Raw genomic sequence first — 24,078 nt, 5'->3', positions numbered from 1 at the left:
GATCGTCGAGGCCGCCAGGGAACTGGTGACCGGGCAGGGCCCCGCGGCGCTCACCATGCGGGCACTGGCCGACCGGCTCGGCATCCGCGCCCCGTCCCTCTACAAGCACTTCCCGGACAAGGGCGCGGTGGAGGCCCGGCTGATCGAGGCCGCGCTGGAGGAACTGGCCGCCGTCCTCGAAGCCGCCGTGCGATCGGCACCCCAGGCGGCGCTCGCCGCGTTGACCCGCGCCTACCGCGCCTACGCGCTGCGCGAGCCCCACCTGTACCGGCTGATGAGCAACGGGCCGCTCCCCCGCGACCTGCTGCGGCCCGGCGTCGAGGACGCCGCCGCCGAGCAGCACCCCGCCGGTCAGCCGGTCGAGCGTGCGGACGACATAGGTGATTTGTACTGGTTAACAGGCGACATCCTCATCTGTCGCCAGTAATGCCATGACTCATACCGTCAATGTCATCGACGAACGAACGAAAGAGGGCAGAGCCGATGTCGATGGCCACGGGGAAGACGAACGAGTCGAGTACGCCGGAGGTGCGCAAGCGGTACACCCGCCCCCTCTCGGTGGTGTACGCGGCCGTCGCGGCGCTGTTGGTGTGGGTCGTCGCGGTGCCGGTGCTCGGGGTGGACCTGCGGGCGATGATGGGAGCCGCGCCGCAGGTGATCGAGCCGGGGCTGGTCATCGGATTCGCCCTGCTGATGGGAATGCTGGGCTGGGGCCTGCTCGTGGTGCTCCAGCGGGTCAGCACGCGCGGGACGACGATCTGGACGGTGATCGCCTCGGTGTTCTTCGTGCTGTCCCTCGCGGGGCCGCTCGGCGCGGTGAACGGCGCCGCGATCATCACCCTGGCCTGCATGCACGTGGTGGTCGCCGCCACCCTGATCGGTCTACTCCCGCGCCGATGAGGAACCAGCCGATGATGGACAATTGGGATATGCGGGACTGCCCGGACAAACCCGGTTGGATACGTAGCAACGCCACAGTGCTGGGGGCTCTCCCGGTTGGCGTGCTGTTGCTCATCTCCCCCGTCGTGACCATCGGGAAGGCGGGCTCCCCCGCGCTCGCCTGGGGCACGCTCGCGGTCGTGGCCGCGCTCTTCGCGGCCATCGTCCTGGTCGCGCCCCGGCCGCTCGGGGGCGAGGCGCTGACCGCCGTACTGGCGGCGGTCACGCTGGCCGCCACCGCGACCTTCGCGCCGACGGAGTGGTTCACGCTCTACCTGCTGGTCGCGGTCGCCGCCGGGCTCGTCGTCCGGTCCCGCTGGGCGCCCGCCGCGATCGCGGTCACGGTGCTGGCCGCCGGGGGCATGGCGCTGGTGCGCGGCGACGCCGTCGAGGGGGCGCTGTGGGGCGGGGCGCTGCCCACCCTGCTCGCCGGAGCCAGCGTGTACGGCTTCCGCCGCCTCGGCGACGTGATCGGCGAGCTGGCCCGCACCCGCCAGGAACTGGCCCGCGCCGCCGTCGCGGCCGAGCGGGCCCGGTTCTCCAGAGACCTGCACGACCTGCTCGGCCACACGCTCTCCGTGATCGTGGTCAAGGCCGAGGCCGTCCGGCGGCTCGCCCCCCGTGACACCGGGGCCGCGGTGGGCCACGCCGCCGACATCGAGACCATCGGACGGGAGGCGCTGCTCGAAGTCCGCCAGGCCGTCGCCGGATACCGCGACTCCGGGCTCGCCTCCGAGCTCGACCGGGCCAGGTCGGCCCTTTCCGCCGCCGGAATCGGCTGCGAGGTCACCGAGACCGGTCCCGCGCTGTCCGCCGAGACCGACCTGCTGCTCGGGTGGGTCGTCCGGGAAGGGGTGACCAACGTGGTGCGGCACTCGGGAGCGCGGCACTGCCGGATCACCGTCCGCCGCGACGCCGACCCAGTGGTGGCCGAGATCAGCGACGACGGCCGCGGGGCGCGCTCCGCCCCCGCGGAGAACGCGAGCGGGCTGCACGGCCTGCGCGAACGGCTGGCCGACTCGGGGGGGACGCTGTCCACTGCGGACCTCGATCCGGGCTTCCTGCTCGAAGCGCGCGTGCCGGCGGGGGCGGGCCGATGACGCGCGTGCTGATCGCCGAGGACCAGGGCATGCTGCGCGGGGCGCTGGCCATCCTGCTCGACCTGGAAGACGACCTTGAGGTGGTCGCCCAGGTCGGGTCGGGCGACGAGATCGTCCCCGCCGCGCTGCGCGTACGGCCCGACGTGGCGCTGCTCGACATCGAGCTACCCGGCACGAACGGGATCGACGCCACGGCCGCGCTGCGCGATGTCCTCCCCGGGTGCGCGGTGCTGATCGTGACGACCTTCGGCAGGCCCGGCTACCTGCGGCGGGCCCTGGAGGCCGGGGCGCGGGGGTTCGTGGTCAAGGACGGCCCGGTGGAGAACCTGGCGGCGGCGATCCGCCAGGTCCTGGCCGGTGACACCGTCATCGACGCGGCCCTGGCCGCCACCGCGCTGAGCGCTGGACCGAACCCGCTCACCCGCCGCGAGCGCGAGGTCCTGGCCGCCGCCGCCGACGGCGCGACCGCCGCCGACATGGCCCGCCGCCTGCACCTGTCGGAGAGCACCGTGCGCAACCACCTGTCGTCCTGCATCGGCAAGACCGGCACCCGCAACCGCATCGAGGCCGTCGGCCTGGCCCGCGCCAACGGCTGGCTCTAGCACCCGCTCCCGCCCCTGCTCACGCGCCTGAGTAGGGGCGTACTCATGTGCCGCCCCGCCGCCCCCGCCGAGACTTGTCCCGCGAGAGGGGTGGACGGGTGACACCGGATTATCTGCTCGTACGGCAGGACGATGCGGAACACCGCGTGCCGCCGCTCGTGTCGCCCTCGGGCGACGTCGGGCTGTGGCGCACCCGGGTACGGGGTGAGCCGTTCCCGCTGCGCCCGGCGCCGGGTGATCTGGCCGAGCGGGAGGATCCTTGGGGGGGCCTCCCGCTCGACCGGTTCGCGCGGGCCAGGATCGCCGAGGCCGCCGCCCTCGACCCGCCGCTCGCCACGCGGCTGGAGCTGAGCGCGCTCGGCGGGTGCGGGTGCTGCGCAGGGGGATGCTCTACCCGTTGGGGCACCGCGCGGTCTACACCGAGCTGGCCGAGCGGCTGTACGACCCGCGCGGCCCGTTCGGTCGCCGTGCCGGCGGGGGCGGCCGACCTGCTGGAGCGGGTGGTGTTCATCGACGTGGTGCCGCTCTAGACGATCTCCATGCGGGGTTCCTTCCGGCGGCGTCCGCGCAGCACCAGGACGATCGCCGCACCGAGGAGCAGGACGCCCGCGAGGGCGATCCCGCCGTTGCGCGTGAGCAGGTCGCGGTCCCGCACCACCGCCCTGATGGGGCCGCCCGGAGCGCCGCCGGCTCGGGCGTCGGCACGCAGGGCGTGCTCACCGGGCACGGCGGTCTGCTTCAGGCCGGACAGCCGCTCGGCCTCGCGCAGCGCCCCCGCCGGGTTGATCACGCCGTGGCCGACGTCGATGTCGTAGCCGCCCTTCGGGGCTCCCCTGGTGGTCGCCGTCAGCGCCCGGGTGACGACGGCGGGCGACATGTCCGGATGCCGCTCCTTGATCAGCGCCACCGTGCCCGCCACCCAGGCGGCGGCGACGTTCTGCCCCCACATGCGCCACCCCTGCCCGCCGTCGCCGGTGACGCGGACCCGGGTGGACGGCGCGCTGACCTGGACCGTGGAGTTGCGGCCGGTGTCCTTCGCGACCCACCTGCCCTTGCGGTCGACGGCGCCGACGCCGATCACACCGGGGGCCCCGGCCGGGTAGGCGATCAGCTTCGCGTCCATCATGGTGTCGGCGTCGTCGTAGAGCCGCGTCGCGTCCATCACCACCACCGCGCCCTTGGCCCTCGCGTACGCGACGGCGTCGGCCAGCTCGGTGGTGCGGGTGCCGCGATGCCCTCTTCCGTCGGTGGCGAGGATGACGTCGGCGCCCCGGTCGGCGGCGGCGATGATCCCCTTGATGCTCTTGTCCATGTGATCCGTGCGGACGAGCTTGCGGTATGCCCGGAAGTCGGTCGGCACCGTCCGCACCGAGAGGATCCTGGCGGAGGGGGCGATGCCCTTGATGGCGGTCCCCTCGGCGGACCCGCGCCCGGCGATCAAGGAGGCCAGCAGGGTGCCCCGCCGCTGACCGTTCTCCTTGCGCTTCACCAGATCCGGGCCGATCTTCAGCCGGCCGGACACCTCGGACAGTTTCGGGTCCACGCCGTCCGACAGGATGGCGATCGTCACGCCCTTACCCTTGGCGATCTTGTGCGCGGCCCGCAGGTCGCGCTCCAGCCGCGACAGCACATCCTCGGCGGCGGCCGGGGGCGTGAGCCCGAACGGCAGGACCAGCACGGCGGCGGAGACGAGCACCCGGCTCAGCATTCGACCACCCCCGTGACCGTGCAGGGCTCGACGCGCTCGCGCAGCCGCTCGCCCAGAATCGTCACGGCGTGGTTGTGGAAACGCAGGAGATCCGGCCTGTCGATACCTCCGGCCGGGCGGCCGTCCGAATATCCGGACGTGGCGAAAACAAGGTAGTTGGCGAATTTCCGATACGAGTGATATCGCCGCGCGGAATCTTTGAACCAGGCCGTCGCGGTCCCGGGAAAGGCGGCGGCCCGTACCCCGCTGTACGGCAATGCGGCCAACGCGCTGTCGGCGCCGCCGGCCGTTTCCATCGGGAAGACCGCGATTCCGAATGTCGTCGTCACGGCGCGCGAGGCGTCGGTGTACGTAGCCCGCAGCACGGTCTGGCAGTCGTGCGCGGCGAGCGCCTTGGCCACCTTCTTGTCCAGCGCCTTCGCGCAGCTCGCGGCGGGGGCGATGCCCACCCGGACACCCGCCTCGCGCTTCTCGTCCTCATATCGGACGGTGGCCGGGAACAATGCCTCCACTGGACGGGTGCGCCAGCGAACGGCCGTTTCCCGGGCCGCCGCGGCGGCCTTTTCCGCCTCGGTCGGCGGACGTTGTAACTCTCGGCGGATCTCCAGCCCGCCGTACCCGAGCGCTGACGCTCCGGATATGGCCAGCGCTCCCGCCGCCGACCAGAGCTTCCATCTCTTTTCCATGAAAGGAGAATCTAGCGGCGGGCCCGGACGAATAGAACTGATTTCGCCTTAGTCGAAGCGGCGATAGGTGATGGCCCCGCGCCGTCCGCCGATCTCGTCCACTCTGACGACCGCCCCGGAGTGCGGGGCATTGATCATCTTGCCGTCGCCGACGTAGATGCCGCAGTGGGTGGGCGGCCGGCCGAAGAACACGATGTCGCCCGGCCGGGGCGGGCCGATGATCGGCCTGCCGCTCTTCTGGTAGCCGTCCGCCGTGGTGTCGCCGATCTTGATCCGGCCGGGCCGCTTCTCGGAATGGCCGCGCGCGGAGCGAGCCGACGTGCGTCGCCCGCCGGCTCGCCGAAGTCCTTGGCCCGGTTGCCCATCGCGCCCCGGCACCGGTCGAGCGCCTCGTACTGGATGTCGAAGGGTGGCACGTAACCGACTCCCCTGCGCGTTGGTCAGGCCGGTGGGCCATCAGCCTGGGGGATCACGTATCGACCATCCGGAATCTGCTCATTGATGAACACGCGCCCTCAGACCACCTCGAAGTCCGCCATCATCGCCATGTCCTCGTGCTCCAGGTTGTGGCAGTGCGTCATGTACCGGCCCCGGTGGCCCTCGAAGCGCACCAGCGCCTCCACCACCTCGTAGGGCCTGACGTCCACGGTGTCCTTCCACCCGGCGTCGCTCGCGCGGGGCGGGCGTCCGCCGCGCGAGAGCACCTGGAAGTGCGCCAGGTGCACGTGCACCGGATGGTGGAAGTCGCTCGCGAACCGCCACACCTCCGCCGTTCCCAGGCGGGGCCTGGCCAGGGTGCGCCCCGGCCGGTACGGCACGCCGTTCACCGTCCAGGCCGAGGCCGGTCCTTGGCCCGAGCGGCGGAAGTCGAAGACCCTGGTCGTGACCGCCGCCGCCCGCTCGGCCGGGCGCACGGACGCCAGCCGGCGCGGCACCCGGGCGTCGTCGCGCACCGCCCGCGTGACGCGGAACCGCAGCACGTTCCGCGCCGGGCCGTCCCCCAGCGTGTTGACCAGCGTCACCTCGGTGCCCGGCCGGTAGGCGGAGAAGTCCACGACCACGTCGAACCGCTCGCCGGGCGAGATGACCAGCGCGTCGTGGGCCACCGGCGCGGCCAGCAGCCCGAGGTCGCCGCCGACCTGCACGAACCGGCCGCCGGGGCGCAGCTCCAGCCGGTAGCGGCGGGCGTTGGAGGCGTTGAGCAGCCGCAGCCGGTGGCGCGCGCCCACCACCTCGCACACCGGCCAGGGAGCGCCGTTGACCAGGATCACGTCGCCCTCGACGCCCGCCATGTACGCCCCGCGCACCCCCGGCTCGCCGACCAGGGTCGGATCCAGCGACGGGTAGGCGAACGAGCCGTCCTCCTCGAACGACCGGTCGCAGATCATCAGCGGGATGTCGCGATCCCCGCGCGGCAGCGGCAGCGCGTCGTCCTCGTCGTCGCGGATCAGCGCGAACCCGGCCAGCCCCCGCCACACCTGCGGGCCGGTGAAGTCCATCCGGTGGTCGTGGTACCAGAGCGTGGCCGCCCGCTGCTCCACCGGATAGCGGTAGTCCTTGGCCCCGGGGTGGGCGGTGGGCTCGACCGGCCCGCCCATGCCGTGGTGGGCGCCGCGCGGCAGGGTCCGCCCGACGGGCACCACCAGGTCGGTCGGGTATCCGTCGGAGTCCGGCGGGGTGACCCCGCCGTGCAGGTGCGTCGAGGTGGGCACGGGCAGCTCGTTGCGGACTCTGACCGTGGCGGCCTCGCCCCGCCGCAGGTCGAAGGTCGGGCCGGGGAAGTGCCCGTCGAATCCCCAGATCTCGGTGGTCGTCCCGGGGACGATCTCCACCTTGGCGGCCCGCTGGGTGACCTCGTAGTGGCCGGGCCGCACCGGGCGGGCGACCGGCGGGATCGGCAGCGGCACCGCGAACGGCCGGGGCGGCGGCAGCGCGCTGGGCAGGGGCAGGCCCGCCACCTCGGCGGTCAGCGGGCCGCACCCGGTGAGCGCCGCGAGCCCGGTCAGCCCCGTGGCGGCCAGGAAACGCCTGCGCCCGATCACCGCGCCGCCCCGGTCCAGCGCCAGGCCCACACGGTCAGCACCGCCGACACCCCGAAGATCAGCATGCCGAGCGGCATGTGCAGGCCGAGGATCCTCTCCTGCCCGAGCACGATCTGGACGTTCTCCGCGACGATCAGCCCGCCGCCCGTCCAGGCGGGCCAGGCCGGGCCGCGCGCCGGACGCCACACGAGCACGGCGGCGACCGTCATCGAGAACGTGAGCACGTGGGTGACCACCGCGTTGTCCCGGTGAGCGGCCAGCATGCCCACGTCGCCGGTGACGAACATCCCGGCCAGCGCGGCCTGGGCGAGCACCCCGGCCAGGTGGGTGGTGACGAGCACGCGCAACGACCAGGCGAGCCGGGGCCGCCGTGCGCCCGGCGGGCGGAGAGGGTTCACTGCCTTCATGGGCGTCCATGCTGGGCGGGACGCCCCCGTCCGGTCGTCCGCCGTGGAGGCGGCCTCCGGCGTACTCCCCCGGGCGTACGCGGAGGCCGCGCAGGCCGCGCGTACTCCCCGGGGAGTACGTCCCGAGTCCACTTCCCGCAGGTCGGCGCGCCCAGGGCCATCGTCTAGCGTGACAGGCATGACCGGATTGAAGGCCGACGCGATCCTGGCCGTCGTCACCCTGAGCGGGATCGTCGGGGGCACCTACGCGGGCCTGTCGTACTCGGGTCACGCCGAGCGGCCGCTGGACACGGCCGGGCTGTTGCTGATCACGCTCGCCTCGCTGGCCCTCACGCTGCGGCGCAGGACCCCGTTCGCGGCGGGGGTCGTCGCGATCGCCTGCGGCGTCGGCTACTACGCGGCCTTCTACCCCGGGGTCTTCGCCGCCGCCCCCGCGCTGATCTCGATCTACACCGTGGCCACCCTCGGGCGGCGCCGCCAGGCGATCGCGCTGGCCCTGGCCATGGCCGCAGGCGTCTACGGCCTGATCGCGCTGGACTCCGCCGATCCCGCGCCCGGCGACGGCTTCAACCTGCTCAGCGGCTGGCTGGTGGCGATGGTGGTGATCGGCGAGGTGGTCCGCAACCGGCGGGCCTACCTGCGGGAGGTCGAGCGGCGGCTCGCCGAGGCCGAGCGCACCAAGGAGGAGGCGGCGCTGCGGCGCGCGGCCGACGAGCGCCTGTGGATCGCCCAGGAGCTGCACGACGCGCTCACCCACAGCATCTCCGTCGTCAACGTGCAGGCGGGCGTGGCCGCGCACCTCATCGACCGCGACCCGGCGCGCACCCGCGAAGCGCTGGACGCGATCAGGGAGTCGGGCCGGGAGGCCATGCGGGAGCTGCGCGCCACGCTCGGCGTGCTGCGGCAGGCCGACCCGGACGGCCCGGCGGCGGGCATGTCCGCGCTGCCCCGCCTGCTGGCGCGGGCCGAGTCGGCCGGGCTCACCGTGACGGCCCGCGAGCACGGCACGCCCAGGCCGCTGCCGCCCGCCCTGGACCGCGCCGCGTACCGCATCCTGCAGGAGGCGCTGACCAACGTGCTGCGGCACGCCGGGAGCACCGGCGTGACGGTGACCACCGACTACCGCGACGACACCCTCGTGCTGCGGGTGGACGACTCGGGCACCGGCGAGGCCGTCCAGGTGACGGGCGGCGGGATGGGCCTGATCGGGATGCGCGAGCGGGCCGTGGCCGCCGGGGGCACGCTCACGGCGGAGCCCGTCCCCGGCGGCGGCTTCACCGTGCGGGCGGAACTGCCCCTCGGCGGCCCGTCTCGCGTCGGCTCGCTGACCGGGGCCTCCGCGTGATCAGGGTGCTGCTGGCCGACGACCAGCCGCTGATCCGCGCCGGGTTCCGCGCGCTGCTCGACTCCGAGCCCGACATCGAGGTGGTGGCCGAGGCGGGCGACGGCGCCGCGGCGATCGAGCGGGCCCGCGAGACCGCCCCCGACGTGGCGCTGCTCGACGTGCGGATGCCGCTGCTGGACGGCATCGCCGCCACCCGGCGGATCGTGGCCGACCCCGCGCTGAACGACCTGCGGGTGGTGATCCTCACCAACTACGCGCTGGACGAGTACGTGTTCGCCGCGCTGCGAGCCGGGGCGTGCGGGTTCCTGCTCAAGGACATCGAGCCCGAGGACCTGCTGCGCTCGGTCCGGGTGGCGGCGCGAGGCGACGCGCTGCTGTCGCCCGCCGTGACCCGGCGGCTGATCGAGGAGTACGTCTCCACCCCGCCGCGCCCGGTGGCCTCCCCCGCCATGGACCGGCTCACCCAGCGCGAGCGCGAGGTGGTCCGGCTGGTGGCCTCCGGCATGTCGAACGACGAGATCGCCGCGCACCTGGTGATCAGCTACGCCACCGCCAAGACCCACGTGAGCCGGTCGATGACCAAGCTGGGGGCGCGCGACCGCGCCCAGCTCGTGGTGCACGCCTACGAGTCGGGGCTGGTCACGCCGGGGCCGGGCGGGGCGTCGTGACCCCGATCAGGCGAGGACCTCGCTGAACAGGGCGGGATCGACGTTCCCGCCCGACACCACGGCCACCGTGCGCCCGCGCGGGGCGCGTCCCGACAGGTAGGCCGCCGTCGCCACCGCGCCGCTGGGCTCGGCGACCAACCGGGCGCGGCGCGCCAGGTGGCGCATCGCCGCCCGGATCTCGTCCTCGGTCACCGTGAGCATGCCGTCCAGGTGGTCGCGCAGCAGGCCGAAGGTCAGCTCGGACGGCTCGGCGCGCAGGCCGTCGGCGATGGTGCGGAACCGGCGTTCGTCGTCCCACCGCACCAGGTGGCCCACCGCCAGGCTCTCGGCCGTGTCGGCGGCCAGCTCCGGCTCCACCCCCAGCACCTTCACCCCGGAGGCGAGCGACTTGACGGCGGCGGCTATGCCGGACGCGAGCCCGCCGCCGCTGACCGGTACCAGCACCACCTCGACGTCGGGCAGGTCGCGCAGGATCTCCAGGCCGATCGTGCCCTGGCCCGCGACCACCAGCGGATGGTCGTACGGCGGGATCAGGGTGAGGTCGCGCCCGGCGGCCACCTCGGCGGCGGCGGAGTGCCGGTCACCGCGCGGGACCACGGCCAGCTCGGCCCCCCACGCCTTGATCGCCTCCATCTTCACGGACGGGGTGCCCTCCGGCACGACGACCACGCACTCGATTCCCGCCTCCCGCGCCGCGTAGGCGAGGGCCTGCCCGTGGTTGCCCGACGAGTGGGTGACGACACCGCGCGGGCGCAACGCCATGACCGCGTTGGTCGCCCCCCGGATCTTGAACGACCCCACCCGCTGCAGGCTCTCCGCCTTCAGCCACAGGTCCCCGGCACGGACGAGGGGGGTACGCAGCACGGCCGGCCCGATCCGATCGGCGGCTCGCTCGATCTCAGCCAACATGATCCCCACTCTAGGAGATCGCCGCTCACCGCACCCGCCCTTCGCCTCCGAGCCATCGATAGGCGGCGGCGACGTCGAGCCGTCCGTGGCCTCCGTCGTCGTCGGGGCCGGGCGGTCCCAGCGGCGCGGCGCCCTGTTCGAGCGCGGTGACCAGGGTGCCGGGGCCCAGGCCGGGGAAGGCGCCGCGCAGCAGCGCGACCGCCCCCGACACGTGCGGGGCGGCCAGCGAGGTGCCCGAGGCGATGACGTAGTCCCCGTACAGGTCGGTCGTGCGGACGTTCACCCCCGGCGCGACCAGACGCGGGGCCACATCGCCGGTGCACGGGGAGGGGCCGCGCCCGCTGGCCTCGTCGATCCGGTCGGCGTGGTCGGCCGCGCCCACGGCGAAGGCCGAGGGGTCGTCGGCGGGCGCGCGGACGCTGCCGGGGTCCGGGCCTTGGTTGCCCGCGGCGAACACGGGGAGGATCCCGGCGGCCCGCAGGGTCCGCAGGGCGAGGCCGAACTCCGGCAGGCAGCCGGTGACGGAGGCGGTCCAGGAATTGTTCAGCACGTCGGGCCGGTCGGGGGTGGCGGGGTCGCCGTCCGGGTCGAGCGCCCACTGCATGGCCCGCAGGATGCCGGCCGAGGTGGCGATCCCGCGCTCATTGAAGATCCGCGCGGCGATCCAGACGGCCTCCGGGGCCATGCCGACGGCGGTGCCGCCGTGCTCGCCCGCGACCATCACGCCCATCACGGCCGTCCCGTGGCCGCTGACGTCGATCGGCCCCGACGGGTGCCGTCCGGTGGCGTCGTACCAGTCGTGCGGGCGGCCCCGGTAGCGGCTCGCCAGGTCCGGGTGGGAGGCGTCCACGCCGGTGTCGAGCGCGGCGACGACCGCGCCCCGCCCGCGTGGCCCGAGCCGCCACAGCTCGGGCGCGCCGGTCAGCGCCACGCCGGGCTCGGGCGGGGCCTCTGCCACCCCTGCCGCCAGGGCGGGCGCGCGCACCACGCGCTCCGGCACGATCGCGCCGACGTCCTGGCGGGCGGCCAGCTCGGCGAGCACGGACGGCCCGGCCGTGACCGCCAGCCCGTTCAGGATCCACAGCGGCTCGACGGCACGCGCCCGCCGCGCGGCGAGCAGCCGCAGCAGGTCCCGCTGCGCCCGCTCCGCGTGGGACCGCAGCGCGCGCTCGGCCGCCGCCCCGCCGTACCCGGCCAGGCCGCGCGGGTCCGGCTGGTCCTTCAGCAGCACGATGACGGCCCGCTCCGCCGGGACCTGCGGCCGGACGGCGGGCGCGAGCAGGCAGAGCGCGGCCAGCGCCCACCGCCCGCCCCCGCTACGAAACCGTGACACCGCGCACCCGCGCGTTCCCCAGCAGCACGCTCACCCTGCTCCCCCGCCGCAGCCGGTTGCCCGGGTTGTTGAACACCAGGTAGTAGGTGGCCTCCCGCTGGAAGGTCCCGGTGTGCTGGTGCCCCATCAGCATGTCCTTGACCACGACCCCGGTGGCCTCTTCGACCAGCGCGGGCGGCCTCGCCGGATCGTGCACGCCACCGTGCGCCCGCGCGATGTCCACGACCCGGAACCGCAGATCGACCAGCCCGCCGTCACCGCTGACGGCGACCCGCACGATCCGCACCCCGACCCGGTCCGGCAGTTCCCCCGCCTCGACCACGGGACGCGCGAGCACCGCCCCCGGCCCCGCCGCCGGCGCCGCCCGGATCGGGGCCGCCGCCGGCACGGGGAACGCGGGCAGCGCCGAGGGCACCCCCAGCACGAGCGCGGCTGCCACGGCCGCGCGGGCGGGGCGGATCACGACGGCTCGACGAAGGTCATCATGCCGCCCGGCGCCGTGCCGCCGTTGGCGAGGTGGAGCTGCCGGTTGTAGAGGGCGAGCCGGCCGTCCGGCATGGTGATCAGCACGTCCTCGGTGGCCCCGGCCGCGATCGTCTCGGACGTCGCGTCGAAGGGGGCGGCCAGCGGGAACGCGTCCCGTGCGAGGACCCGCGCGTACGCGCCGAGCAGGCGCATCGACGTGTGGTCGAACCCGGCGTTGAGGTAGCGCACCAGCAGCCGCGAGCCGGGTGCGCCGCCGCGCACGGGCGCGGTCTCCGGGTATGCCTTCCCGTTGATCAGCCAGTGGGTGGGCGCGTATCCGGACAGATCAGCGGTCGCCGGGGCCGCGTTGAACGCCGGATCGACGGCCGACAGCACCAGCACGGCCTCACGGTCGTAGGCCGTGGACGCCTGCTCGTAGGCGCGGCCAGGGGTGGGCGGGCGCACGACCAGCGCGCCGTACAGACCCATCGGGAGCTGGCGCTCCACGCCCTGGTACAGGTAGGTGCCGGGCGCGGCGGCGGTGAAGGTCGCGGTGGCCGTGCCGCCGCCCGGCGCGGTGATCCGCGGCCCGCCCCGCACGGCGATCCCGGGGATCTCCAGGGTCACCGGCGTCGCCAGCGTGTTGCGGATGGTCAGGGAGACCGCGTCCCCCTGGTCCACGGTGAGCACAGGACCGGGGACCGAGGGGGCCGCCCCCGCGCACTCGCCGTCCGACCGGCTGAACCCCCAGACATCCGCGTTCGCGGCTCCCGGCAGCGGCAAAGTCCCGGCCGTGACGCAGAGGTCGATGGAGACGTCCGCGGCACGGACGGATGAGTGCGCGGGGACGAGCTGTGCGGCGAGGGCCGTCGCGATCAGGAAGGGAAGGAGGAACGCTCGCATCAGGCCCTCACGGTGCGTCGTAGGTGAGTCGGAGGAGGTCGGCCCTGGTGACGACCGGGGAGGCGGTGCTCCCGCTGCTCCCGCTGCTCCCGCTGCCCTCGGTGCCCTCGGTGAGCACCCGAACGCGGACCTTGCCCCGGTCCGCGCCGGTCCCGACGAAGGCGGCGGCGTCCTGCGGCTTGCGGGTCAGCGTGACGTCCGTGGTCACGGAGGCGGCCGTCTCGCCGAGCCGTACCCACTCGCGGGTGGACCACTTCCAGATCCACAGCGTGGTCGTGAGCGCGGACAGCGAGTTCCGCCCCGTGTAGGTGATGGTGAGCCCGCCCGCGCCGGACGGCACGCCGGCGAACCCGGCCTGCCAGTCGGTGCCCCCGGTGCCGGTGGCCTCGTAGTAGGCGCCGTCGATGGCCCCCAATGCGTCCGCGGCACCGGTGCCCGCCGTCCCGCCGAGGGAGGTCAGGACGGCGGGCGTCGCGGCGCAGCCGTTCGCCGGGTCCACCCGCAACAGCGTGGCCATCCCGCCGAAACTCGCGTCGTAGTTGGCGAACTCGTGCAGCGCGTGGCTGTGCCAGGGGAAGTACCACTCGCCGCACAGGTTCTGCGAGGCCGTGCCGATCGGCAGGGTGCCGGTGGCCCCGAGGTAGGCGCTGCCGCTGTACCAGGTGTTGCCGTCGCTGAAGAACAGCTTGCGGTAGTCAGGCGCGGCGACGGAGGCGGGCAGCGGGTTGCGGCCGGGGTCCCAGCCGTCCCGGTCGCGCCAGGTGAACAGGTAGTCCTCGGTCTGGCCCGCGCCGAGCGTGCGGGCGAAGTGCTCGCCGGAGGCGTCCGCGCCTGCCGGGGTGCGCAGCGGCCTGCCGTCCTTGCCGACCTGCCGCACGTGGTTGCCGTGCGGGTGGAACGGGTGGTTGTCCACGTCGGCGTTGATCACCCTGATCAGCGCGGGCAGCGGGTTGCTCGCCGCGTCGTACGGCCGGACGCGCACCAGCGACCCGTACGGCTGGGCGGGCAGCCACGGCGCCCCGTTGTCGTGGATGGTGTCCGGGAACTGCCTGCCGTTGATCGAGAAGTAGCGGGCCCTGCGGCGGTCGAGGTCGAAGCCACCGCCGGTCTCCACCGCGTGGTGCAGGTCGGGGTCGATCGCGCCCAGCACCAGCAGGTACTCCCTCGCGGGGTCGAACCTGGTGGCCTCGTCGTAGACCTGGTCGGGGTGCCCGGCCGGGCGCACCACCAGCGCCCCTGCCAGGCCCATCTCGATCTGCTTGGCCGGGTCGGTGCCGCTCTCGTAGAGGTAGGTGCCCGGCTGGGAGGCGGTGAAGGTGTAGACGGCCTCGCCGCCGGGCGGGGCCTCGCGGGCGAGCAGCCCTTCCGCGCCGGCGCCCCGCACGCCCGACTGCCCCGGCAGCACGATGGACACCGGCTCGGGCAGCTCGTTGCGCAGGCGGATGGTCACCTGGTCGCCCTGCTCCACGCAAAGCACCGGGCCGGGGCTCTGGAAGTCGCCGTCCGTGGGGCGGTAGCTCCACATCAGCACGCTGCTGCCGTCCGGCGTCTCGATGTGGCCCGCGTCGGCGGTCAGGTCGAACTCCGGGCCCTGCGTGCAGACCATCCCCAGCCGGGGGACGGCCCGCGCCGCCGCCGGCGCGACGGGCGTCAGGAAGGGAACGAGCGCGATCAGCGCCACGACGGCCCTACGCATAGGTCTCTCCCACGACGGTCTGGGGCGGCAGCGGCGAGCCCCGGTAGACGCGCACTTCCGTCGCCATGCCGCCGAGCCCGGTGGACCCCGGGTTGCCCAGCCTCCGGAAGTCGCGGTTCTTGAACAGGTAGACGTTGCAGACGCCCCTGGCGTCCTGGGTCGCGGGCGCGGCCGGGTCGAACGGCGGCGCGGTGAACAGCACGTCCCGCGCCTCACCCGGGCCGAGGTAGAGGGTGCCCGTGCGGTAGGAGGTGTCGGCCCCCGACTGGGCGCGGCGCAGGGTGGCGTCCTCGCCGACGACCTTCAACTCGATCCCGGGGAGCTGCATCGCGTGCTGGCGGTAGCCGAGGTTGGCCAGCCGCAGCAGCGCCCGGTCGCCGGGGTTGAGCTGGATCAGCGACGACACCGGCTGGCGCGGCAGCGACGGGTGGTCGTTGGGCAGCACGGTCTGCGGGTAGACCCGGCCGTTGAGGGTGAAGTAGGTGGGTTCGTAGTCGGTGGGGATGAACTCCTGGATCTGCTCGTCCGCGTCGTGCATGCGCTCCTCGATCTCATTGAGCAGGATCGCGAAGTGCCGGTCGTAGGCGGTGGAGCCGTCGCCGTCGTTGTAGGCGTACGTGGTGGTGCGGCGCAGCGGGTCGAGGGCGGCGTCGCCGTCCTGGGCGGGCCGGACGAACACGATCCCGGCCATGCCCATCTGCACGTGCTCGACGTCCTCGAAGTGGCAGTGGTACATGTACGTGCCCGGGTCGTGCGGGCGGTAGAAGTAGGTGAGCTGCCGCTCGATCGGCACCGAGACCGACATCTCGGGCACGCCGTCGAACAACACGGGCGGCAGCCGGAACCCGTGCCAGTGGATGGTGTGGGAGTCGGCCAGGTCGGGGCGCATGACCAGGCCCGCGTTGGTGAGCGTGAGGTAGAGGTCGTCGTCCTGGCGGGCCTCGATGATCGGCGCCACGTGCTGCGCCCGGCCCTTCAGCGCGGCGATCACCTCGCCGGCGGACGCGCCCACGGGCGCCCTGGCGAATCCGAACACGTAGAGCGGCTCCCGGCCGGGCAGGACCATGTGCCCGTCGGTCCCCGCCAGCGCCACCCTGGTCGCGGCGCGGGCCGCCCCGGCGGCTGGAGCGAGCGCCTGCCCGCCGACGGCGAATCCCACCGCGAGCGCTCCGGCCCGCAGCACGCTCCTGCGGCCCGGCCGCCGGTCACCGCCCATCACCGCGCCTCGTCCGCGCCGAGGTCGATCGGGGTGGGCAGCGGCAGCGGCACCCGGATCTGACCGTCGATGTCGACCAGTGAGGCGAACACCGTCCCCGACCCCGGCGGCGCCGGGTAGTTGGAGTACAGCGGCCCTCGGTTGATCGCCGGAGAGCCCGGCGTCAGATGGTAGTTCCCGGTCAGCCCGACCGGCGGGTCCTGCCCGGTGATCGTGACGGTGGCCGCCTGCGGGTCCAGTCGCGAGCCCGCCACGGCTAGCCGCAACGTGTACGGCAGGACGAACCCCGGGTTCTGCCCGACGATGTTGCCCTGCCCGCCCGGCAACGGATGGTCACCGCCGTCCGGTCCCCTGATCTGCCCGTTGGTGAGCATGGAGTACCGGGGGGTGAAGGTGTCGGCGGGGTCGCCGGTGCCGTGCACCTCCATGTCGATGAACCCGCGTGACACCAGCGTCGCGCCCGGCCCCTTGGTGCTCAGCGTGTACGCCTGGTTCTGCCAGAAGACGTTGCCGAACAGCGCCACCGGATCGGAGAAGCGCGGCGCGCCCGGCGGGAGCGTCTCCTGGAAGAGCGGGTCGTTGGCCTCGGTGGCGAGCCCGGCGGAGTGCGGCACGTCGGCGCAGGTCTCGCAGGAGGCCGTGGACACGTTGGCGGTCACCGTGTTGCCGACCACGGCCACGTTGGCCGAGTCGTCCAGCAGCAGCGCGCCGCCCAGGTCGGCCGCGCCGTTGTCCACGATCATGTTGTTCCGGATGTTGATCCTGGACTTCTGGGCGTTCTCCACGAACAACCCGCCTCCGTCGTCGCCGGAGAAGTTGGCCTCGATCAGGTTGCGGTCCAGGTCGACGGGGCCGGTGCCGTCGCCGAGCGGCGTCGTGCCGTCCGGGCGCGGGCGGGGGAACTCCTGCGCGACGGTGATCCCGGCGCCGGAGTCGAACGACTCGTTGTAGTAGACCCGGTTGTCGTGGACGGCGCCGCCCGGCGACAGGCCCCAGTGCGAGATGCCGCCGCCGTACTCGGAGCCGTAGTTCCCGCACACCACGTTGCCGGCGATCTCGTAGTCATCGGAGCCGCGGAAGACGCCGATGCCGCCCGCGCGGGCCAGCCCGCCGCTGCCGATGACCCGGTTGGCCGAGATCCGCACGCCGGTGTTGTGGGCGTCGAAGTACGGCTGGCCGAGCCCGATCGCCCCGGCGAACAGGCCGCCGTCGTTCTCGAACACGTTGTTGGTGATCTGCATGCCCCGGGCGTGGGCCTGGAGCTGGATCCCGCCCGCGCCCTGTCCCTGGGCGGTGGTGACGGCCAGGCCGTCGATCCTGGCGGCCCGCTGGCCGGTCGGATAGGCGGTCGCGGTCTTGGCGACGACGGTGATGCCCGCACCCTCAAGGACGGGATGGTCGTCGTCGACCCCGGCCAGCGCACCCGCGGTGCGCAGCGCCGCGTCCCAGACCGGCCGGTTGTCGTGGAAGAAGCGCCCGTCGATCACGCTGCCGCCGATCGCGTAACGCGGGTCCTCCGGTGGACGGGTGCCCGCCTCCCTGGCGCCCACGATGCCGCCGGGGCCGAGCCCCTGCAGGATCAGTGGCTTCCACAGCAGCGCGTTCTCGTGGTAGACGCCCGCCTTGAGCACCAGCAGGCTGCCCGGCTCGGCCGCGTCGATCGCGCGCTGGATCGCGCCCGGCGTGCTCGGCGGGGCCACGTCCACCACGGGCGGCCGGTAGTCCACGCCCCCCGCGTCGCCGCGCACGTGGAAGGTCAGCCCGTTGGGCGTGGACAGGCCCGCCGCGTTGCGGATCGCGAGCTGCTTGGCCCCTGGCCGGATCGCCGCGGCGCCACCGCCCACCGCCGGAACCCGGATCACGATCCGCCGGTCCTCCCAGCTCAGGATGCCGCCGTTGGCCCGGGTGAGGGTGCGCGTCTGGCCGGGCGCGCGGTCGGTGAGGGTGACCGAGCCCGGGGCCGCGCCGAAGAAGTCGCCCTGGACGGTGATCTCCCGCGTCGCGGCGGAGTCACCGGCGCTGGTGTACGGCCTGCTCACCTGGAGCAGCTCCGGGGTGTTCGGCGGCAGCTCGCAGGCCACGCCGGAGATCGGGTCGAGCGGGGTGTCGAGCTGGGTGGTCAGGCCCGGCCAGACGTCCCAGGCGAGGGCGGCGGTCAGGTAGTCGGGGTCGTAGTTGGGGTTCGGGGCGCTCTTGTCCCCCGGGTCGTTGACCACCACCACGTACATCCCCGGGCACGGCCCCTGCGGGATCGGGCAGTTGTAGGTCTCCGTCGAGGGCAGCAGCGCCTCGTACGCGCCGTGCTCGCTGGTCGAGACGGTGGTGATCAGCCGCCAGTTGTAGTCGCGGATCCCGACCGGAATGTCGCTGAGCGGACGCTCCTCGCCGTACCACAGCGACTTGTTGTCCGGTTCGAACCGCAGGTCGTCGGCGACCAGGCCGACGATCCGGCCGGGCGGCGACACGTCGGGGCCGTTCTTGAAGTCGCTCATCAGGAAGAAGTCGGCGTTGGCGTTCTGCCGCCTCTGCAGCACGACCAGCCGCTTGTCGCACAGCGGGCGCTGCGGACTGGGCTCCACCCCGTGGTAGGGACTGCGCGGGGTCAGCGTGGACTGGTCGATGACGTGCTGGTCGCCCGTGCACGCGGGAGGCGGGAGCGCGGGCGGGAACTGCGCGCCGAGATCGACGTTGACGTCCTCCTCGCGCACCGGCCGGTACAGGCAGCCGGTGCCACCGGTGCCGCTCACGAACTTCTCGCCCGCCGGGTTGCACGGCCGAGTGTCGCCCTGAGCGGTGGGCATCAGGACGTGGGTGATGTAGGTGCCGGCGGTGAGCGGGACGGGGGCGCTGCCGTCCGCGCACACGGTCTCGCCGTCCTCGTCGCGGTGGCCGAAGCCGCCGGTGGCGGGCGGGCAGTGGTCGGCGAAGGCGTAGCCGCCGTCGAAGGCGGCGTCCCTGGTCTCGACGCCGGTGGCGGGCACCTCGACGCAGTGCGGGCCGATCATGGGGTTCAGCTCGGCGCTGACGTCCGTGCCGTCCTTGTCGCGCACGTCGCAGCCCGCCGACGCCCGCCAGCGGTCGGTGACGTACTCGTTGAGCACCTGGTCGTCGGCGGTGTTGGGCTTCCCGTCCGGGCCGAGCCCCTCCAGCCGCACGGTCACGCCCGGGATCCCCGGCTCGTAGTTCTCGTGGGCCTGCAGCCTGGCGTCGAACTCGTTGCGGGTGGTGGCCAGGTAGGCGATGCCGACGATCTGGCCGGTCTCGTCGGGCGCGTACTGGTACTTGCCCCAGTCCACCTCGCCCCGGTGGCCCTCCACGAGAAGCTGGTTGGTGAGCAGGCCGCCGCCCACATCGGACGGCACGCGGGTGACCTTGGCCGGGTCGTACTCGTCGCGGACGGACGCGCCGGTGGTGCCGAAGCGGGAGAAGCCCACCTCGCCGATGAACCACTTGCCCAGCGGGCCGCCCTCGGCCAGCGTGTACTCGTAGCGGCCGTGCGGGTCGGTGAACGTGGTCTCCTTGATCGAGCCGTCCCGCCAGCGCTGGTCCACGTCGGTGTTCGGGATGGGCGGCTCGCAGCTCGCCTCGTCGGCGAGGTCCGCGCAGTCGCGTATGCCATTGCCCTTGCTGCCGGGGGGCAGCGGAGCGCCGTTCGAGGAGAGCCCGCCGTCCTGGTAGACGTGGCCGGACAGCCAGCCGAACCAGCGGGACACGCCGACGTCGCCGAGCCGCACCCGTTGCCCCCTGCCGACCGTCACCGGCAGGAAGCGGATGATGTGGGCGAGCTGTTCGTCCCAGATCGACAGGATGTACGACCCCGCGGGGACGCGCGGGATGCTGAAGCCGCCGTCCTCGTCGCCCCGGCCGACGTGCACCGTGGTGTCGTTGGAGGTGTCGGTCAGCGCGACGTAGGGCCGCCCGACCGGCTCGGCCGTGGTGAGCACCTCGAACGGCGGCCACGCCTTCCAGTTCCTGGCGGTGCCCTCGATCGTGCCGGTGCCCGGGTTCGCGAAGCCGGTGGCCGAGCAGACGAACCCGAACCAGTAGCCGGTGCGCCGGTCCGGGGGCTCCCACAGGGCCTCGCCGGGCGCGCCGGTGCCGTCGCTGCCCTCCTCGACACCGGCCTGCACGCCGAACCCGCCGTCGAAGGTGGTGGTCTGCAGCCACTCTCCGGTGCCGCCGGGACCGCACTTGTCGGGCGGCGTCACGTACACGAAGTAGGTGGCCGGCCCCAGGTCGTCCACCTGGACGAACCCGTCGGCGGCCGTGCGGCAGACGCCCCCGCACAGCGGCCGGTTGTGGTAGTCCACGGTGACCTGGCTGTTGGTCTGCTCCTCAAGGGTGATCTGGAACCCTTCGAGGCCGGCCTCGCCCACGTCGGGGGCGCTGTTGGTCCACTGATCGTCGTTGAAGACGAAGACCCGGATCTTGCCCAGCGGCAGCGGCTTGGCCTCGCTCGCCTCCGACATGTCGATCCGCACCGTGCCCGCGTCCCTGGGCAGGGTGATGTGCCGTCCCCACATCTTGTGGCCCTTGGCCCGGATCGAGATGAGGTACCGGCCGTCGGGGAGTGTGAGCGACGGCGAGTCCTGGTCTCCCCTGGCCACGAGGGCGCTGTGGCTCTCGGTGGCGGCCAGGCCGGTCCGCAGGGCCGGGTCGGGGTCCTTGGGCAGCCGGGTGTTGTCCTGGTTCACCAGGAACTGGAACTCCGGCAGCACCGACCCGGTGGTCAGATCCCGGGCCTCGACCGTGATCGACCCGGCCCCGGTCCCGGACCGCCGCTCGGCGGCGGCCGGGAGTTCGACGACGGCGGGCAGCAGGCCCGCGAGCAACGCGAACACCGCCGCCCACAGCGCGGTGCGGGACGTGCGGCGTATCCTTCGACCTCGCATGCGCAGGATCATCCGGCCGGGGGCCGGGGGTCGGCCACGCATCATGACAGGCCTGTCATCTGACTGTCATCTGCCGGCTCGGCCGGTGATTCGGCCGGGTGCGCAGGTCAGAGCATTGATCGGGCCGCTGTGCGGTCGAGTCGCGCCGTCATCCCGCCCGTCATCCCGGTGTCATGCGGACATGGACGCGGCGGAGGTGGACAGGCCGTCACGGCCGTCGCCGGGGATCGGGACGCGCAGCGTCACGACGGTCCCGGCTCCCGGGCGTCCCGACACCAGCAGCTCGCCGCCCCACGCCTCGACGACCGTCCGGGCGATGGCCAGGCCGAGGCCGCTGCCGGTGGAGGTGGGCAGCGGCGGCTCCAGGGCCGTGGTCAGCTCGGCCGCCCGCTCCGGCGTCATGCCCACGCCGGAGTCGGCGACCTCCACCACCCAGTCGGTCCCCTCGACGAACGCGGCCACCGCCACCGAGTCGCCCTCCCCGGTGAAGCGCACCGCGTTCTCCAGCAGGCTGTCCAGCGCGGCCTCCAGCCGCTCCTCGTTGAACGGCATGCGCCCCACGGACGTCCGCACCGACCAGTCCCGGGGCGCGGTCGGCTCCCACCGCCGCACGATCCTGGCCACCGCCGCGTCCACGTCGCCCACGGTCAGGCGGTGCTCGTCGTCCACCCGCATGAGCGTGACCAGGCGCTGGCTGATCCTGGCGAGCTTGTCCAGCTCCTCCACGACGATCGCCAGGTCCGCCCGCGCCGCGTCGTCCACCGCCCCGGAGACCAGCTCGGCGTAGCCGCGCGCCACCGTGATCGGCGTGCGCAGCTCGTGCGAGGCCAGCCGGACGAACAGGTGCCTGCGCTCGGCGTGCCTGCGCTCCGCCTCGGCCATCCGGCGGACCTGGTCGAGGGCCACCTGACGGCTGCGCACGTGCCAGACCATCACCGCGAAGACCGCCGACATCAGCGGAACCTCGGTGACCTCCTCCCAGTGGACCAGCTCGTCGGTGGCCTGCCGGACCAGGACCGCGCCGGTGCTGAGCGTCACCGAGCACAGCACCAGGATCATGGCGAGCGGGCTCCACAGGACGAAGCCATAGATCAGCGACAGACCTATCCACACCAGGTGGAACGGGACGGTTCCGCTGTCGGGGAAGGCGTACATGAGCCCGAGGTTGATCACCGCGCTCGCCGCCCACCCGACGGTGAGCAGGCGGCTAGTCCGTGACGAACCGGTAACCGACATGCCGTACCGTCTCCACTCGGTCGGGGGTGTCGAGCTTGGTGCGCAGCCGCCGTACGCAGACGTCCACCACGTTGCTGCCCGGGTGGAAGGTCATCCCCCAGACGTCGGCCAGCAGCTCGGCCCGGCTGCACGCCTGCCCCGCGCGCCGCATCAGGTGCTGCACGAGCAGGAACTCCCGGAACGACAGCTCGACCTGCCTGTCGTTCACGACCGCCCGGCGCATCCGCAGGTCCAGCCGCACCGGCCCCGCCGACAGCCACCGCCTGGCCGCGCCGGGCGCCTGCGCCCGCAGCCGGGTGTGCACCCGCGCCACCAGCTCGGCCAGCGCGAACGGCTTGCCGACGAAGTCGGCGGCGCCCGCGTCCAGGCAGGCGACCCGGACGGCGATCTCCGACATGGCCGACAACACCAGCACGCGCTGCTCCGGCCTGCTCTCCAGCAGCCGTTCGAGCACCTGACCGCCGCCCAGGCCGGGCAGCATCAGGTCGAGCACCACGAGGTCGAAGTCTCCCGCCAGGGCGGCTCCGAGGCCGTCGTGACCGTTCCCGGCGATGTCCACGCTGTGCCCGTTGTCGCGGAGCGCACGGGCGACGAGCCGGGCGATCTTGTCGTCGTCCTCGACGACCAGCACACGTCCCACTTGAAATCGCCTCCAAAGGGAGGAACCACGATCACAAGAGACCACAGGACCACTTACCGTGCAACCGACTCCCTGTCAGAGCACGCGGGTTCGGCGGCTCCGGCGGGTCAGCGGGATCGGACGGCGAGCGCCAGGTACCGGGTGTCGGTGTCGTCGTAGGCGATGAGGGACCAGCCGGAGCCGGTGAGCATCGGACGCAGGTTGCGCTCGGCGCGGGGGTCGGCCGGAGTGAGACGGCGGCCGTGACGGGCGGCCAGCACGGCGCGCCCGACCGGGTGGAAGAGTGCCAGCCGTGCCCCAGGAGCGGCGATCCGTGCCAGCTCGGCCAGCACGGCGGCCGGATCGGGCAGGTGGGACAGCAGGCCCGCCGCGAGCACCGCGTCGACCGCCCGGTCGCGCAGCGGCAGCCGGGCGACGTCGGCGATCAGCAGCGTGCCCCAGGCGGCACGGCCCCGCTCGCGCGCCGAGGCGATCATCTCCGGCGTCAGGTCGGCGCCGATCACCCGCCCCTCGGCGGTCACGGCCTCGCGCAGCAGCGGCATCGCCCTGCCGGTGCCGCACCCGGCGTCGAGCACCGTGCCGCCCGCCACCGGGGCCAGCTCGGCGATCGCCGCCGCGAAGGCCGGGCCGTCGTCGGGGAACTTCTCCTCCCAGGTCGCCGCACGCGCCGAGAAGAACGCCCGGGTGCCCTCGGCCGACCGATAGGCGGGCGAGTCGGCGACCAGCGCCGCGAACGCGGCCAGCCGCTCGGGGCTCAACGGCCCGGTGAGCAGCGGCAGCCCCGCGGCCCGCGCCTGACTCAGCAGGTGCGGCACCGCCTCGGCGTCGACGGCCAGCAGGCCGCTGTAGCCGTCGAGGTCGGCGGCGGTCTCGTATTCGTGCACATCGAGCCCGGCGACACGCAACGGACCAGCGGCAAGAGACGCCTGCTCGCCCGCGCGGATGACCAGCACTCGACGGAGAGCCGATGCCATCTGCAGATCCTCTCCCAGCGAACGTGTCCAATATAGGACCTGACCACCCCTGCCGTCCCGAGCGCCACCGTCCAGCCCCCGCAACGACGCTACCCACCCGGTCAAGCGTGGGGCTGTTCGCGGTGTTCCTGCTCCCCCGGGGCGGATCGCGGTGCGCGGGTTCCGGGCGATCACCATGCCCTCGGACGACCACCGGCTGACCGTCACCGATCTCACCCTCCCCTGAGTTGCGCGGGGCCACGAGGTATAGCGCCGGTCCGTTCACTGCCATGTGACGACCGAAAATGCCCGCGACGGCTTGATCCGCCGTTTTTCCG

Annotated in this window: 22 protein-coding genes; 7 read left to right on the top strand and 15 right to left on the bottom strand. The window is 73.5% G+C overall.

Annotation, left to right across the window (positions count from 1 at the left end; all coding sequences use genetic code 11):
- Position 1 precedes the first annotated feature (1 nt).
- From P3X83_RS23625 to P3X83_RS23605, 5 genes are all read left to right on the top strand, one after another.
- Positions 2–427 (top strand): TetR/AcrR family transcriptional regulator, encoded by a 426-nt coding sequence (locus P3X83_RS23625; RefSeq protein ID WP_277307394.1) that lies wholly within the window; start codon positions 2–4, stop codon positions 425–427.
- 56 nt (positions 428–483) lie between these two features.
- Positions 484–900 carry a DUF6069 family protein gene (locus P3X83_RS23620; protein WP_277307359.1) on the top strand — a complete coding sequence of 139 codons (417 nt, stop codon included), beginning with the start codon at positions 484–486 and terminating at the stop codon, positions 898–900.
- Positions 901–1,001: 101 nt separating this feature from the next.
- Positions 1,002–2,039 carry a histidine kinase gene (locus P3X83_RS23615; RefSeq protein ID WP_277307358.1) on the top strand — a complete coding sequence of 346 codons (1,038 nt, stop codon included), beginning with the start codon at positions 1,002–1,004 and terminating at the stop codon, positions 2,037–2,039.
- The gene (locus P3X83_RS23610) at positions 2,036–2,641 is read left to right on the top strand and encodes a response regulator transcription factor (RefSeq protein ID WP_277307357.1); all 606 of its coding nucleotides are present in this window, start codon (positions 2,036–2,038) and stop codon (positions 2,639–2,641) included. Before P3X83_RS23615 ends, P3X83_RS23610 begins: the two co-directional genes overlap by 4 nt.
- Positions 2,642–2,739: 98 nt before the next feature.
- Positions 2,740–3,171, top strand: coding sequence for a hypothetical protein (locus P3X83_RS23605; RefSeq protein WP_277307356.1), 432 nt, complete (start codon positions 2,740–2,742; stop codon positions 3,169–3,171).
- On the opposite strand, the gene P3X83_RS23600 is transcribed toward P3X83_RS23605, so the two are convergent.
- The 5 genes from P3X83_RS23600 to P3X83_RS23580 form a co-directional block, all read right to left on the bottom strand.
- The gene (locus P3X83_RS23600) at positions 3,168–4,349 is read right to left on the bottom strand and encodes a S8/S53 family peptidase (RefSeq protein WP_277307355.1); all 1,182 of its coding nucleotides are present in this window, start codon (positions 4,347–4,349) and stop codon (positions 3,168–3,170) included. The genes P3X83_RS23605 and P3X83_RS23600 overlap by 4 nt on opposite strands.
- The gene (locus P3X83_RS23595; protein WP_277307354.1) at positions 4,343–4,852 is read right to left on the bottom strand and encodes a hypothetical protein; all 510 of its coding nucleotides are present in this window, start codon (positions 4,850–4,852) and stop codon (positions 4,343–4,345) included. Before P3X83_RS23595 ends, P3X83_RS23600 begins: the two co-directional genes overlap by 7 nt.
- A gap of 231 nt (positions 4,853–5,083) precedes the next feature.
- Entirely contained in the window at positions 5,084–5,413 is a 330-nt protein-coding gene (locus P3X83_RS23590; protein WP_277307353.1) for an NlpC/P60 family protein, read from the bottom strand.
- Positions 5,414–5,550: 137 nt separating this feature from the next.
- Positions 5,551–7,107 (bottom strand): multicopper oxidase domain-containing protein, encoded by a 1,557-nt coding sequence (locus tag P3X83_RS23585; RefSeq protein ID WP_277307352.1) that lies wholly within the window; start codon positions 7,105–7,107, stop codon positions 5,551–5,553.
- Positions 7,074–7,484 (bottom strand): hypothetical protein, encoded by a 411-nt coding sequence (locus P3X83_RS23580; RefSeq protein ID WP_277307351.1) that lies wholly within the window; start codon positions 7,482–7,484, stop codon positions 7,074–7,076. Before P3X83_RS23580 ends, P3X83_RS23585 begins: the two co-directional genes overlap by 34 nt.
- A gap of 178 nt (positions 7,485–7,662) precedes the next feature.
- Between P3X83_RS23580 and P3X83_RS23575 the strand changes: the two genes are divergently transcribed.
- Positions 7,663–8,829 carry a sensor histidine kinase gene (locus tag P3X83_RS23575; RefSeq protein WP_277307350.1) on the top strand — a complete coding sequence of 389 codons (1,167 nt, stop codon included), beginning with the start codon at positions 7,663–7,665 and terminating at the stop codon, positions 8,827–8,829.
- Positions 8,826–9,497 (top strand): response regulator transcription factor, encoded by a 672-nt coding sequence (locus tag P3X83_RS23570; protein ID WP_277307349.1) that lies wholly within the window; start codon positions 8,826–8,828, stop codon positions 9,495–9,497. The genes P3X83_RS23575 and P3X83_RS23570 overlap by 4 nt, the downstream gene beginning before the upstream one ends.
- 6 nt (positions 9,498–9,503) lie before the next feature.
- Here the strand turns inward: P3X83_RS23570 and P3X83_RS23565 are convergent, their stop codons facing one another.
- From P3X83_RS23565 to P3X83_RS23520, 10 genes are all read right to left on the bottom strand, one after another.
- Positions 9,504–10,406 carry a threonine/serine dehydratase gene (locus P3X83_RS23565; protein ID WP_277307348.1) on the bottom strand — a complete coding sequence of 301 codons (903 nt, stop codon included), beginning with the start codon at positions 10,404–10,406 and terminating at the stop codon, positions 9,504–9,506.
- Positions 10,407–10,431: 25 nt separating this feature from the next.
- On the bottom strand, positions 10,432–11,739 hold the full coding sequence (locus P3X83_RS23560) for a S8 family serine peptidase (protein WP_277307347.1): 1,308 nt from the start codon (positions 11,737–11,739) through the stop codon (positions 10,432–10,434).
- Positions 11,723–12,202, bottom strand: a complete 480-nt coding sequence (locus tag P3X83_RS23555) for a hypothetical protein (RefSeq protein WP_277307346.1) — start codon at positions 12,200–12,202, stop codon at positions 11,723–11,725. Before P3X83_RS23555 ends, P3X83_RS23560 begins: the two co-directional genes overlap by 17 nt.
- The gene (locus P3X83_RS23550) at positions 12,199–13,107 is read right to left on the bottom strand and encodes a multicopper oxidase domain-containing protein (RefSeq protein ID WP_277307345.1); all 909 of its coding nucleotides are present in this window, start codon (positions 13,105–13,107) and stop codon (positions 12,199–12,201) included. The genes P3X83_RS23555 and P3X83_RS23550 overlap by 4 nt, the downstream gene beginning before the upstream one ends.
- A gap of 7 nt (positions 13,108–13,114) precedes the next feature.
- A complete protein-coding gene (locus tag P3X83_RS23545; RefSeq protein WP_277307344.1) occupies positions 13,115–14,803 on the bottom strand; it encodes a multicopper oxidase domain-containing protein in 1,689 nt (562 codons plus the stop codon).
- Positions 14,796–16,019: a multicopper oxidase domain-containing protein gene (locus P3X83_RS23540; protein WP_277307343.1), complete on the bottom strand. Its 1,224-nt coding sequence runs from the start codon at positions 16,017–16,019 to the stop codon at positions 14,796–14,798. The genes P3X83_RS23545 and P3X83_RS23540 overlap by 8 nt, the downstream gene beginning before the upstream one ends.
- Complete coding sequence (locus tag P3X83_RS23535) at positions 16,019–20,911, bottom strand: hypothetical protein (RefSeq protein WP_277307342.1); 4,893 nt, start codon at positions 20,909–20,911, stop codon at positions 16,019–16,021. Before P3X83_RS23535 ends, P3X83_RS23540 begins: the two co-directional genes overlap by 1 nt.
- 171 nt (positions 20,912–21,082) lie before the next feature.
- Positions 21,083–22,147 (bottom strand): HAMP domain-containing sensor histidine kinase, encoded by a 1,065-nt coding sequence (locus P3X83_RS23530; RefSeq protein ID WP_277307341.1) that lies wholly within the window; start codon positions 22,145–22,147, stop codon positions 21,083–21,085.
- Positions 22,119–22,787, bottom strand: coding sequence for a response regulator transcription factor (locus P3X83_RS23525; RefSeq protein WP_277307340.1), 669 nt, complete (start codon positions 22,785–22,787; stop codon positions 22,119–22,121). The genes P3X83_RS23530 and P3X83_RS23525 overlap by 29 nt, the downstream gene beginning before the upstream one ends.
- A gap of 107 nt (positions 22,788–22,894) precedes the next feature.
- Positions 22,895–23,761, bottom strand: coding sequence for a class I SAM-dependent methyltransferase (locus P3X83_RS23520; protein WP_277307339.1), 867 nt, complete (start codon positions 23,759–23,761; stop codon positions 22,895–22,897).
- Positions 23,762–24,078 lie beyond the last annotated feature (317 nt).

The sequence above is a fragment of the Spongiactinospora sp. TRM90649 genome (assembly GCF_029382225.1).
GTDB lineage: Bacteria > Actinomycetota > Actinomycetes > Streptosporangiales > Streptosporangiaceae > Spongiactinospora.
This window is presented reverse-complemented; position numbering and strand designations above follow the sequence as displayed.